General features: G+C 64.3%; 12 protein-coding genes. 8 read left to right on the top strand and 4 right to left on the bottom strand.

Features of this window, described 5'->3' with window-relative positions; translation table 11 throughout:
• Nucleotides 1-429 (bottom strand): ATP-binding cassette domain-containing protein, encoded by a 429-nt coding sequence (locus tag WFI52_RS12990; protein WP_336624966.1) that lies wholly within the window; start codon nt 427-429, stop codon nt 1-3.
• A gap of 231 nt (nt 430-660) precedes the next feature.
• Here WFI52_RS12990 and WFI52_RS12995 point away from each other — a divergent pair, with 231 nt between their 5' ends.
• Nucleotides 661-840 (top strand): TetR/AcrR family transcriptional regulator, encoded by a 180-nt coding sequence (locus WFI52_RS12995; protein WP_336624965.1) that lies wholly within the window; start codon nt 661-663, stop codon nt 838-840.
• Nucleotides 841-875: 35 nt separating this feature from the next.
• On the opposite strand, the gene WFI52_RS13000 is transcribed toward WFI52_RS12995, so the two are convergent.
• Genes WFI52_RS13000 through WFI52_RS13010 form a run of 3 tightly spaced genes read right to left on the bottom strand, consistent with a single transcriptional unit; the run spans nt 876 to nt 4,166 of the window.
• Entirely contained in the window at nt 876-1,163 is a 288-nt protein-coding gene (locus WFI52_RS13000; RefSeq protein WP_336624964.1) for a DUF6262 family protein, read from the bottom strand.
• Nucleotides 1,160-3,115 carry a tyrosine-type recombinase/integrase gene (locus WFI52_RS13005; RefSeq protein WP_336624963.1) on the bottom strand — a complete coding sequence of 652 codons (1,956 nt, stop codon included), beginning with the start codon at nt 3,113-3,115 and terminating at the stop codon, nt 1,160-1,162. Before WFI52_RS13005 ends, WFI52_RS13000 begins: the two co-directional genes overlap by 4 nt.
• The gene (locus tag WFI52_RS13010) at nt 3,078-4,166 is read right to left on the bottom strand and encodes a tyrosine-type recombinase/integrase (RefSeq protein ID WP_336624962.1); all 1,089 of its coding nucleotides are present in this window, start codon (nt 4,164-4,166) and stop codon (nt 3,078-3,080) included. The genes WFI52_RS13005 and WFI52_RS13010 overlap by 38 nt, the downstream gene beginning before the upstream one ends.
• Before the next feature lie 163 nt (nt 4,167-4,329).
• On the opposite strand from WFI52_RS13010, the gene WFI52_RS13015 reads away from it, so the two are divergent.
• From WFI52_RS13015 to WFI52_RS13045, 7 genes are all read left to right on the top strand, one after another.
• The gene (locus WFI52_RS13015; RefSeq protein WP_336625015.1) at nt 4,330-4,638 is read left to right on the top strand and encodes a hypothetical protein; all 309 of its coding nucleotides are present in this window, start codon (nt 4,330-4,332) and stop codon (nt 4,636-4,638) included.
• Nucleotides 4,635-4,979 carry a DMT family transporter gene (locus tag WFI52_RS13020; RefSeq protein WP_239281897.1) on the top strand — a complete coding sequence of 115 codons (345 nt, stop codon included), beginning with the start codon at nt 4,635-4,637 and terminating at the stop codon, nt 4,977-4,979. Before WFI52_RS13015 ends, WFI52_RS13020 begins: the two co-directional genes overlap by 4 nt.
• Nucleotides 4,979-5,299, top strand: coding sequence for a DMT family transporter (locus WFI52_RS13025; RefSeq protein WP_239281899.1), 321 nt, complete (start codon nt 4,979-4,981; stop codon nt 5,297-5,299). The genes WFI52_RS13020 and WFI52_RS13025 overlap by 1 nt, the downstream gene beginning before the upstream one ends.
• Nucleotides 5,300-5,470: 171 nt before the next feature.
• Nucleotides 5,471-8,320 carry a hypothetical protein gene (locus WFI52_RS13030; protein WP_336625014.1) on the top strand — a complete coding sequence of 950 codons (2,850 nt, stop codon included), beginning with the start codon at nt 5,471-5,473 and terminating at the stop codon, nt 8,318-8,320.
• Nucleotides 8,321-8,652: 332 nt separating this feature from the next.
• Nucleotides 8,653-9,810, top strand: coding sequence for a YcaO-like family protein (locus tag WFI52_RS13035; RefSeq protein WP_336625013.1), 1,158 nt, complete (start codon nt 8,653-8,655; stop codon nt 9,808-9,810).
• On the top strand, nt 9,807-10,787 hold the full coding sequence (locus tag WFI52_RS13040; RefSeq protein ID WP_336625012.1) for a hypothetical protein: 981 nt from the start codon (nt 9,807-9,809) through the stop codon (nt 10,785-10,787). Before WFI52_RS13035 ends, WFI52_RS13040 begins: the two co-directional genes overlap by 4 nt.
• Before the next feature lie 62 nt (nt 10,788-10,849).
• On the top strand, nt 10,850-11,896 hold a 1,047-nt coding region (locus WFI52_RS13045), incomplete at its 3' end, for an MFS transporter (RefSeq protein ID WP_336637417.1).

Below are 11,896 nucleotides of genomic sequence, written 5' to 3' on the forward strand. Positions count from 1 at the left end.
TCACGACTGACCGCCGTCGGGCCACGTGTACAGAGCATCGACGTCGACGATGCGAGGCGCGCCGTGGACCATCTCAATGGTGCGCCCGGGCTCGTGGAATCCGGCCGCATGAGCGATCGCTGCGAGCACAAGCTCCGCATGCTCTCGATCAAGTCCCGGAAGCTCGTCCGGAAGGCTGATCGTTACGGGCGCGTCCTGGTCGGCGCCGAGGGAAGCAGCGATCATCAGCAGACGCTGCTCTCCTCCGGAGTATCCGCCGATCATGTCGGGGATCTCCGAGAAGTTGATCCAGCCACGCCCGCTGTCGTCGCGGTGCACCCACCCTCGGCCCGGACCCGCCCATCCCGCGCGAATCAGCAGCTCGGTCGCTGCCTCGAGCGGGAGCAGACCCCTCGCCCACGCCCGCAGTTCGGCCTCGTGATCAGGCATCCCGTACCTCCGAACAGTGTTTCGTTTAGGCTACCCCAAACGGGATTCTCTGTGAACACCCTAAACGGAACAGCCGACACTGCGAGATCTCGCGCTCGTCGACGTCGGCCGCGATGTGTCGGTTGGCGATCCCTAAACGGGCAGTTCCGTTATCGAGCCCGGCGGGGCAGCAGCTCTCCGCTATGAACATGCCGGAGGCGCGCTTAACCAACCGGATGGTAAAGTAGATGCATGGCATCGAACTCGCGTGAAGAGATCCTCGCGCACGCTCTCGACATCATCCGTGGCGGTGGGGCGATCTCGTTCGACTCGGTGGCGCAGTCTTCCGGGCTGTCCAAACCGGGTCTGATGTATCACTTCCGAACGAAGGAAGCGCTCATGCTCGGCCTTGTCGATCACTTATCCGGCTAATCGAGGTCGGGGCTGGTTTTGGCCGGGTAATGCTGTCAGTCGCGGGTCAGTCTGCGGAGTTGCGTGTCGTGGTGACGGACGGTGGCGGCGAGAGCCTGGACGGTCGTGCGGAGTGTGGCGAGTTCGTCGGTGATCGCGGTGATCGTGCCGTCGGGCGCGGATCGGCTGTGGTGCTGGATGATGGCGCGCAGTTCGGGGTTGCGGTAGATCGTCGACCTGGCGATTCCGGCATGCTCGGCGACGGCAGCGACCGTGATGGGCTCGCCGTCCTGGGCGAGGTCGGCGCAGGCGCGTTCGATCTTGTTCAGCGTGGGGCTGGTCATCCGGTCTGGGTCTCCGTGTCGGCGATGAGAGCGTCGAGGCGGGCGATGAGCTTGTGATGGCGGTCGGCCTCGTCGATCCATCCTCGCTGTTCCGCGTCACGGGCCAGCGCGGCCGCGTCGACGCGTTGCGCGGCGAGGATCGGCAGGGACGAGGGTTCGGCCCGGTAGGAGGGGCAGTGCTCGCAGATGTTCGCGTAGGAGCATGCTCCCTGCGCGGGCGCGCGGAGACAGAACCCGCCGGCCATGCGGGACTTCAGCAGCGGGGTGTCTTTCCAGTCGCGGCCGCCGGTGATGACTGTGAGTGGCAGCTGGGTGCGCCCGGCCAGGTCTCCTGCCGTCGCGGCGGGGGTGTTCTGTTTCGCGAGGTCGAGGGCGCGTTCGTATTCGGCGCGGACAGTCGCGTCGAACAGGCGTCCGTAGCGGAGGCTCATCTCTGCGCTCTGGTGGCCGAGGAGCGCCATGAGCGCCTGGAGGGAGACGCCGGCGTTGACCAGCGCGGTCGCATAGGTGTGCCGCAGCTGGTGGGAGGTGACGTGCCCGAGCCCGGCGGTCTGGGTGGCGTGGTCGAGCTCGCGGCGGACGCCTTGCTGCGTGAGGCGGCGCCCGAGGTAGGTGAACAGGAACTGCGCGGGCCGCCGGTATCGCGGGTGCGGGAGCGGTCTGCCGTGTGAGCGGATCTGGGTGATCCGGTCGATCACTTCGAGGGTCTCGTCATCAAGGGGGACCATGCGTTCGGTGGCTAGCTTGCCCAGCGGAACCTTCAACCAGGCCCCGTTCCCGTCGAGCTCGTGGACGCAGTCCAACTCGAGGTCGAGCAGTTCCCCGATCCGCAGCCCGCAGGCGCGTTGCAACCGCAGCGCCAGCGCGGCCAGCTCGTTGTCGGGGTGCTCAATCAGCGCCGCGGTGAGCCGCCGATCGGCATCGATGGGGAGGTAGCGGGGCAGCACCTGCGGCAGCTTCGGGATGTCGTCACGGAACAGCACCCTCCGCGGAGGGGCGGCGTCCCAGCCCCATTCGGTGATGTCACGGAGGAACGTCGCGACCGCGACGACCCGCCGGTTGCGGTCGCCGATGCTGATCGGGCCGCCGTCTCTGTCGTTGACCGCGTCGACCAGCGACGCCAGGAACGGCTCGACGTGACGCCGCCGATCCAGATCCCTCACCGAGATCAGCGCCGGGTCGGTTTCGGTGATGAAGACCCCGAAGTGTTTCAGCCGGGTCGCCATCGCCGACACGGTCTTGCGGTCGCAGGTCGCGCGTTTGCGTTCCAGGTAGCCGACCAACTCGGCCCGCAACGGCGCGGTGACTTCCGCGAGCCGCTCCTCGTAAGGGACCGGTCCGCCGCTGCGGGGCGGGGAAGCGAGGACGCCGAGATGGAACAGCACCATGTGCGCCATGCTGATCGACGAGAGGTAGTGACGGTGCGAGATGCCCGTGGCTTGCTCGCGGCGCCGACAGGCCGCAGTGAACTCCTCAAGATCGTCGAGGGCGAGCGCGGTGATCGGTCTGCCGGTCTGGATCAGCAGCCGTGCCGGGACCTGGGAGCCGGTCGCGAGCCGCGTGCGGGCGGTGAACCCCAACGATTCCGCCTCGTCAAGGAACCGGTCGATCTCGGCCCGCAGCGGGCTGGTCTGGATCTCCCGCCAAAGCGGTGACAGCTTCCGCGACAGCAGGTAGTCGTATCCCGGCCGCAACCGGCCGTGCAGCATCAAGAACGTGATCACCGGACGCGTCGCCGACCCCGCTGACAATCGCTCCTCGAGCGGCGTCGCCGCCCAATCTTGCGGGTCCGGCCATGTCTCGAAGAACCGAAATGCGGCCCGCTCATAAGAGACGTTGCCGCGACCGGTCGCCGTCAGATGCTGCAGATAAGCGTCCCGCAGTTGATCGCCTCGCAGCGAGGCGATCCCGCCGTCACCGCTGCTGAGCGCGAATGCGTTCGCGTGCCGCATCGAACTCTGCCTTCACGTGAGCGGGAGCGAGGTGGACGTAGCGGGCCGTGGTATCGACATGCGCGTGACCGAGGAGGGCCTGCATCACCGCGAGATCGACGCCGGCCTCGGCCAGCACCGTCCCGAACGTGTGCCGCAATGCGTGCGGATGCCCACCAGTCACCCCCGTCAGCCCGCGGTGGTAGCGGAACACCGTCCGCAACCCCGCCGCCGTCAACGGGCCGCCCCGATTCGGGCCCTTCCCCACCAGGAACAGCATCTCGGAGTCCGACTCGGGACGTTCGGCGAGGAGGTAGACATCGATCACCGACGCGACATCCGGATCCAGCGGGACGCGACGCTGCTTGTCGCCCTTGCCGGTGACCGTCACCCAGCGGCCGCCGATATCGACGTCCTTCACGTGCAGGCCGAGGACTTCCATAGACCGCAGCCCGCACCACAGCATCAGCCCCGCGATCGCCCGATCCCGCCAGGTGCGCAGGCTCCCGACCAGTGTCGCCGCGTCCTGCGGTGACAGCGCGACCGGCAACCGGTGCGGCTCCCGCAGCCGCAACGCCGACCGCGGTGCGGGGCGTCGGACGGTGTGAGCGAGCATCCCCGACCGCTCGCCACTCGTCCGCCAACGCGCCTCCCTGCCCCGCGGGACCGGATTGCGCCGAGCAGGGTCCCGCAGCCCCGCATACGTGAACAGCCCCGAGATCGCCGCCAGTCTGCGGTTGATCGTCGTCGCCGCATACTGATCCAGTCGGCGCCCGTCCATTCCAACCGCGTTCGGTCCCGGCCGACCCGGCAGCGACGCCTCCCGACACGCTCTCAGGAACCCAAGCAGGTCATCGGTCGTGACCTCCTCCAGAGGATGTTCCTGCTCGGTCAGCCAGCGGCAGAAGGCGAGCAAGTCATACCCGTACGAGCGCACCGTCGCTGGCGAATAGTTCCGATCCAGCAGATGCGCGAGATACTCGTCCACCAGCCCGAACCGGTCGGCATACTCCCCGACGAGCACCCACTCGCCGGCATGCCGCTCGAGCCGCAGGACTTCCTTGTCCGTCATGCGACACATGTTGCACCCGCAACCCAAGAACATCACGCACCTCGCCCCGCTCGGCGTGTCGCCGCAAGGGATCCAGGATGGAATAGCCGGTTAAGAGGGAGTCGCCGACGAGTGGCAGCGCGAGATGGACGCCCGGCTCACATCCCCGTTCCAGGGCTCGACAATGCGCGAGCGAGCGGGCATCTACGTCGAGGCCTGCGTCACCCGTGAACCCGACCCTGCCGACATCGTGATGCTCACCGACCCCCGCCTGCGCCAAGAGCTCACCGCCCGGTGGGCGGAGCGGATCTCGACCTGGTTCGTGGGCCTCGAGCAGCTGGCGCTCCCTGAGCGCGGATACATCACAGCTGTTCGGCTGCTCGCGGACGGCGCCTGGTTCGCCGGCGCCACAGGCATCAACATCCCCACACCCGACGAACGGGCCGTGATCCTCGCGGCTGCGTATGAACTCCTCTCGAAAGTCGAAGCATGAAGAAGTGGCTCTTCCTCGTCGGCGCGATCCTCAGCGAGGCCGCCGGCTCCCTCTCCCTGAAGGCGGCACTCGACCACCCCGCCTGGTACGCACTCGTGGCAGCCGGATTCATCAGCGCCTTCCTGTTCCTCTCCCTCACTCTGCGGCAGGGGATGGCGCTCGGCGTCGCATACGGGATCTGGGGCGCCTCCGGTGTCGCACTCACCGCCATCCTGTCCGCGGTCATCTTCGGTGAAGCACTCACCCCCGTGATGCTGGGCGGGATCGCGCTGATCATCCTCGGCGTCCTCACCATCGAGCTCGGCTCCCAACGAGCCGCCAAGAAGCGAGAGGCACTCTGATGGCCTGGCTGTTCCTCATCGGCGCGATCCTCTTCGAAGTCGCCGGCACCCTCGCACTGCGCATGGCCACACACGGCAAGAAGATCTGGATCGCCGGCGTCGCGATCGGCTACCTCGCCGCCTTCGCATTCCTGTCCCTCACCCTGAGCGCCGGAATGGGCCTCGGCGTTGCCTACGGCATCTGGGCAGCATCCGGCGTCGCCCTCACCGCCATCCTCAGCAAACTGCTCTTCGACGAACCCTTCACCTGGATCATGGCCGCCGGCATCGCCCTCGTCGTCGGCGGAGTCCTCCTCGTCGAACTCGGCGCCACACACTAACCACGCGAACCGGACGGGCCCCTGCAACAAGTTCGGAGCGGGATCCCGAACTGCGTCCCTGTCGAGGACCCGCTGCTTCGATCAGGCGCGCATGTTCGCCCATCGAGCGGCGCCCGCAAGCCGATCCCCATACGGCCAGATCCATAACCCTGGAATCGATAGTGTCGAGGCATGCCTTCGACTGAGCACGGTACTCAAATACGGCTCGCCCACCTTCTCCTCAATGGCGGCAACGAGAACACCATGACCGCGGCACTGCTGCCGACGATCAACGAGCTGCTGCCTAGTCGAATCCAGGCGGTCTTCGATGTCTCGCAGGACCGCCTGCGCCCCGACGTCACTCTGCGCACGTCGGACGGTGGGCTAGTGGGCTACATCGAGGTCAAGCGGCCCGAGACGCTGGCCGACGCGTTCGCTCTTAGCCCGGACGGCACCTACCAGATCGAGCGCTACCGCCGAGAAGGCGCTTCGATCTTGCTGACAGACGGCGTCCGGTATTACAACGTGAGCGACCCCGCTGTCTGGAACCCCTCAATGTTCGGCGCGCTGCTGTCGCATCCATTTGCCGAGTTCAGTGACCCTGTGAGGGACGCCCAGTCTGAGCAGTCGCTACGTGGCCTACTGGCGATCAGTGCGCTGACACGTCCTCGATACAGCCTGGCAGCGGCCCCCCTCGCGATGGGCGCGATGGTCTCGCGCATCAACAACAGCCATACCGAATCGCTCGAAGCAGCCTGGAGCGCCGCCCGCGCATATCTCGGCCTCACCAGCGAGGGCCGCGAGCTTGGTGGCGGAGAGGTGGGCGAGATCGTCGCGTTCACCCTGCTGGCGATCGCAGCGAATCTGCCTACGCTCGACAACGCTGAGTTCGTCGACGCTGCGACAAGGGAGTGGAACGACAGCGTTATATGGCGCGTCCATGAGCTGCCGCCCGCGCTTCGCGGGTGCTTGCGCGACTTCCGCGAGGCTGACTCGGAGAGTCGCGGAACGCTTCTAGGTAGCGGTGGATGGGTCATTATCCGCAGCATCGCTGCCAGCCTCCTCGACCACGAACAACAGCTGTCCTGGGAACGCCTGTCGTCGCTCTGGGACGATTACCTCGGCATTGCAGGCCAGCGCTCGACGCTGGGCTCCTGGCAGACGCCCCCAGCGGTGGCCAAGTATCAGACGGCCCAGGTCTCGGCTGCGCTTCGCTCCCTTGGCTATGGAGGGTTCTCTGACCCTCATGTGACGGCGATCGACCCGTGCTGCGGAACCGGCGTCTATCTGCAGGAAGTCGCCGCCGCCGTTCGGCACGAAGTCGGATCAGCGGCGGGCCTAAGCCGAACGGATACCTCCCCGGCGCGTCTACTTGGATGCGACATCTCACCGGCAGCTGTTGCTGCCGCGCACATTCGACTCAGCGCTCAAGGTGTGCGTCCGAGTCTGTACATGGCCGACACGCTCCGCGCTTCCCCCTCGCGCGGCAGCAACGCTGCGGCGACGCACGTCGCTGTCGCCATGTTTGACGCGGACGACACCTCGTTTTCCAGCGCTCTCGCGAATGCTGTCCGCCGCGACGACACCGAGATGCGTCGGTGGGCCAGCAGAAGTGCGGACCGTGATCCGATCCTGGCTATCATCGGCAATCCGCCTTACCAGCGTTCGGGTATCAATCCGGCTGACTACGCCGACCGTGCGTGGTACGACGAATACTTTGACCTCTGGCGCGAGGGCTCTGGCGGTCGCGGTTCGTTGCAGGATCCGTTCGTCGCTTTCGCTGCCTGGGCATTCGGGATCGCCAGGCTAGGGCACCCGAGCTTTGCCGTCGCCCCACCTCGAGGCGTCGTCTCGTTCATCGCAAACCGCTCCTGGGTAGCCGGCCACACTTTCGGGCCATTCCGAGCTTGGCTGCGCAGCAATTCCTCGTCGGTGATCATCTCTGATTTCGGTCCGGGAAGCCGAGGCAATGTCGGGGACCGCTGGTCAGAGCAGCCCTTCGCGATCGAGGCCGGAACTGCGATCTTCACCGTGACTTTCGGCACCCCGGCTGAGGGTCCCGCCGAGATCTCCTACACGCCCGTTGCGTGGGTTGATGGTGACGTCGAGATCGCTGGCGACAATGTGACACCCCAGGACGATCGCGACTGGACCGGAAAAGCCAGCTCGAGGGCGCTCATCGAGGAGTCGCGGAAAATAAACGGGATCAAGACCGGATCCGACAGTGAGTGGATCCGCACCACAGGTGACCGTGATTTCGGTACACGCCACGCCTTCCGCGCGTTCGACAACCGGTACTCACCGACCACTCCCCCGGTGAAGACACGGCGAGGCGCGCCCGTCCTCCCAGGGCAGGCGCGGCCCTCGGCAGACTGGCGTCGGCAAAAGCTCTGGGAGCCGTTCCGTGACCGCTGGGACGAAGGCGGCTGGTATGTCATCGGACAGGCCAGTTCCGCAAAACCCGGCCCTGCACTCCACGCCACACGCTTCCTGCCCGATTACCACGCGTTCAAGGGGTCTGAGGGTGGCAACATCCTTCCAATCACGCCCTCCACACCGATCCCCGAGGCTTATACCGAGACAGCTCGAGAACTCGGTGTCAGCGGAATGGACTTCTGGTACATGATCCTCGCCGCCGCGAACCACAAGGACTACTGGACCGAAGGAACCGCCCTCGCGAGACAGATCGCTGACAACCGCGTGGAGCCGCCGCTGCCCACCTCATCGGCAGGCGCACAGAGGCTAGTTGAACTCGGCCGCGAGCTCGTCAAGCTGTGGTCACTGGATGACGTGACCCCGGTGGACTTTCATGGGCGGCCCGGAGCCTGGCACTTCGACCTGCACAACGTAGTTGCAGATCTGCAAGTGAACGGCCGTAAAGTGCTCCAGGAGTGGCGCCGCGCGCGCCCCGGAGACTGGTCCAACGCAACCGCAACTGAGTACGCACGATCAGTGTCCGCACTGGCGCAGGTTAAGGCAGACAGCGGTCTGGTTGCCATTGCACTCAACCGAGATGAGCGCACGCAGCCGGTGCAACACTGACCGATCCCCAAACGGACGCCTTCCGATTCACGTTGAATCGCCCCTGACGAATTAGCTTGGGGGCTCTTGACGGTGACCGGCAACGGGCGTATGAAGATGCCAATAGAAAGCTGCCTTCGAACGGAGCTCGAAATGGGAAGTCGTCGAACAGAACTCACCCGCTTGGCGCTGATGCCGATCGAGGACCTCGAATCGGGACTCTTCGTTCCGATCGATGAGAGTCGGTTTGCGGAGTTGGTGCAACCCGAACCGGCGTTGGCCGCGGATTAGTCCTCTGCGGGCAGCTACTCGAGCTAGGCGTGGTCGAGAGGGACGTCGGACTCGAGCGGGTCATGGACGTGCTGTCCGCCGTAGGAGACGTGACGATCGCGCCCCTTGATGACGTCGGCCGGGTAGTTGGCGCCGAATTGAGTGCCGGCGGTACCACGCTCACGCAATCTGTGGGAAAGGGCGGAGGATCGAAGGCCTCACGGGCGGCAGTCTTCGAGCTTCTAGAGCACGCTGCTTACGAAGGGTTGCTCGAAGCCGAGGAGTGCGGCGATCAGGTCCATGCCAGCATGCTCTACGGGGATGGTGAGTATGCGCTCGACGCAGTGACGGCCAGCGTCGTCAATTCAGGCGAGGCTTACTTCGCGTACAAATATGAAGGCATTGCAGAATCGATCTGGGTACCGGATCCGCTCGCGTCGCGCTCGTCTTCTTCCGCAAGGAGATTGGCGGTCTACTTTGGAAACTCGACCGGGTGGGCGGCCCATCACAACCATGAACAGGCTGTAAGACACGCGGTCCTCGAGTTGTACGAACGGGATGCCGTTTCGGCGTTCATCGGTTCCTATCTGAGTGGGTTCGCGAGCGGATGGCCGGTCATGCTTTTGGAGAACACCCCTCAAAGAGTCCTCGCCGAGTCGCTAGCCAGCGACTACCCAACGGAGATCCAACTTCGAGAAATTCCCTCGATGAAGGGACGCTGCGTGGTTGCGTTTGGCGATGTTGACGACATGATCGGACGCGCGGTGTTTGCTGCCTCTTGCAGAGAGGATCTTGATTCAGCGGCCCAGCATGCGCTTCTTGAGTTGGAACAGGAACTTCTGGTTGAGCGTCTGAAGCTACCTTTTGATGGGGATACTCCTGACGTGGCAGCTCGTGCGCTCGACCGGTATCCGCATCTTAAGACCGCGGCAGACATGCACTGGATGCGAGATCTGCGACAGTCGGACAAGATCTCCGACGCTGTCTGGGTTGGAGATGTTGAGGCGTCGGCCCTCCAGTCGTCTGCGGTGAATCCAGAAGAAGCGTTCGTCCGTCGGGTCTGGTACGACCACTCAGGCGCAAGCGAGGCCTGTGTTGTTCAGGTCTATGTGCCCGGCCTAGAGAAGCTCCATGTACTTCGGCACGGCAGACCCGTTGAGCCGATAGCACGACTTCGTACGACCGAGTTGCTAAGCCGCTGCCGAAGTGATGGTTTCGAGACAAGAGGAGCACCGAATTGAACGGCAATCTCGACACGCGCGAGCGCCTGACCTACCTGAACACTGGACGGTGGGGGGATAGCTCAGCGATCATGCAGGCTTCTTCGCGGTGGTATGAAGCCCTTGGCATTCCAGTTGACCTGGTGCGCGAGGGCCGGCTGCATCCCTACGCAGAGTTCCTCGCCAATGAGGTTTCGGCTGGGGAACAACTCTCACTGCCACAGCAAGAGTTGCTGGAAGCGCCGCCGTCCGTTGACGCCTCTCCGACGAATCCAGCGACATGGGCTTTCTCGCAAACCTCACCGGATGAAGCATTGCTACGCGAGCTCACTGCCCGAACCGAATCCACCGGATGGAACGTGGAGCCGCCGAGCGCCGAAACCGAATCTATGTTGGCCAGCGCTGTGGACCTCTTGGAGACTTTGGGAAACGGTCTCACCGACCCGTTGAGGTTCACCCGTCGCCATCTTGTTGTGCGGTCTGATCGGCTGGTAGGACGAACGTGGGTGGACGTCGGGGGCGTCATCGTTTCCGGTATCCCCGGCGCCTTCGAATCGATCGAAACACTCGCGGAGTCGATCTACCACGAGTCACTTCACGCGAAGTTCTATGCAGTCGAGCGGCAGCTGAACGAGCCGACTCCTGACCTCGCAGATGATCAGCTCGTGGTGCGTGTTCCGTGGCAGCAAGATCTCGACGGTAAGCCTCAAAGATGGAACGCTCACCGCGCGTTGGATGCCTACTATGTGTACGTCCACCTCGGTGTCCTGCGGTCGCTGCTGCTGAGTCGATCCCGGTCGGAGCGTGATCTCGATAGGCTTCGTCGGGTGTGCTTCCGGGCCGCCTACCTCAATCGTCAGATTGAAGCAACGTGCCTCAACATCATCGACGCGGAACGGCTCGCGATATGGCGCTGGCTCGACGGTGGCCGGGTACGCGAGTTCGACCTCAGCGTCGAGGGCCGGGCGTTGCTTGAGGACGCACGAGTAGCCGCTTAACTACCCCTGGGGGCTGACGATTGAAAGCCGGTCTTCAAGCTCTGACCCGGTCCCGCAGATGGATGGCCGCCGGTCTGCTGTTCTCCGTGTTCGGCGGCCTCGTCGGAGAGGGAGTTATTCCAGGCGCCGTCGCAGTTGGGGCGCTGGCAGTTGCTTGGATCCCAATCTTCACAACTGTGGAAACGCTCGAGGACCTGTTTAGTGTTGCCGCCGCACGAGTCATCGAGAGGTACGACGCTGGCCATGTTCTCATCTTCGCCGAGCTTTTCGTAGGAGCCGGAGCGGTCGGGGCTCTTGTAGCGATCTGGGCCGGCGCGCCGCAGTTCCCTGTGTTCGTGTGCTTCGCTTTGATCACATCGATCGTGCCGCTGATTATTGATATCGCCGAAGAAATTTACGCCGGTGAAGTAGCGAAACAGGATCGAGACAGTGCACTCAAGTTCAATATCGCGATCTACACAGTCATTGGCCTCGTGGGCACGCTCTTGGCAAGACCCCTGGGAGCGGCGCTGGTATCGGTCGGAGTTCCGATTGTTCTGATCCTGACGGTAGCGTCCTCGATTCTCGCACTCCTCTGCAGGCTGTACTCGATCCGATCGTTTAGCTCTATCGCCGGCACGACCTCACTCAAAGGCGACCTCGAGCTGGAAGACGATGAGCACGGTAGAAAGGTGCCATGGCGGGCCGCGATCAGCACCCGAACTCCAGGCGGACCACTCATCTCCATGCTTAGCGGGGCGGCTGGAGCGATGATGTCGACTTATGCTGCGATCTGGCTCGTCAAAGACCTTGCCAACGAGAACGTGACACTCGCAATCGTATTCATTTGCATTGGATTGGGCGCTACGCTTGGCCCACTTGGAGTTCGTCATGCAGGGAAGATCGGCAACGCCTCTTCCTTGCGCATTCTGTTCGCCCTCAGACTCATCGCCACCCTCGCGATCGGTGCTGTTGCACTCCTGACCGACCCCGGCGCGTGGCGGCTAGCGGCTGGAACTGCGTGCTTGACGGTGCTAGCTGCAGGCACCGCAGCCACCGCCGTAGTCCAAGCAACTGCACGACAAACCGAATACCGCGATGAGGGGCTTTCGCAGATCGTTGGATGGGCC

The organism is Microbacterium sp. MMO-20 (assembly GCF_037147735.1).
Taxonomy (GTDB): domain Bacteria; phylum Actinomycetota; class Actinomycetes; order Actinomycetales; family Microbacteriaceae; genus Microbacterium.

Excerpts from the sequence above, each read along its gene's own strand:
- WFI52_RS13005 (WP_336624963.1), bottom strand. The coding sequence starts at position 3,115 with ATGCGGCACGCGAACGCATTCGCGCTCAGCAGCGGTGACGGCGGGATC.
- WFI52_RS13035 (WP_336625013.1), top strand. The coding sequence starts at position 8,653 with ATGGACGTGCTGTCCGCCGTAGGAGACGTGACGATCGCGCCCCTTGAT.
- WFI52_RS13010 (WP_336624962.1), bottom strand. The coding sequence starts at position 4,166 with ATGACGGACAAGGAAGTCCTGCGGCTCGAGCGGCATGCCGGCGAGTGG.
- WFI52_RS12995 (WP_336624965.1), top strand. The coding sequence starts at position 661 with ATGGCATCGAACTCGCGTGAAGAGATCCTCGCGCACGCTCTCGACATC.
- WFI52_RS12990 (WP_336624966.1), bottom strand. The coding sequence starts at position 429 with ATGCCTGATCACGAGGCCGAACTGCGGGCGTGGGCGAGGGGTCTGCTC.
- WFI52_RS13030 (WP_336625014.1), top strand. The coding sequence starts at position 5,471 with ATGCCTTCGACTGAGCACGGTACTCAAATACGGCTCGCCCACCTTCTC.
- WFI52_RS13000 (WP_336624964.1), bottom strand. The coding sequence starts at position 1,163 with ATGACCAGCCCCACGCTGAACAAGATCGAACGCGCCTGCGCCGACCTC.
- WFI52_RS13020 (WP_239281897.1), top strand. The coding sequence starts at position 4,635 with ATGAAGAAGTGGCTCTTCCTCGTCGGCGCGATCCTCAGCGAGGCCGCC.
- WFI52_RS13025 (WP_239281899.1), top strand. The coding sequence starts at position 4,979 with ATGGCCTGGCTGTTCCTCATCGGCGCGATCCTCTTCGAAGTCGCCGGC.
- WFI52_RS13015 (WP_336625015.1), top strand. The coding sequence starts at position 4,330 with ATGCGCGAGCGAGCGGGCATCTACGTCGAGGCCTGCGTCACCCGTGAA.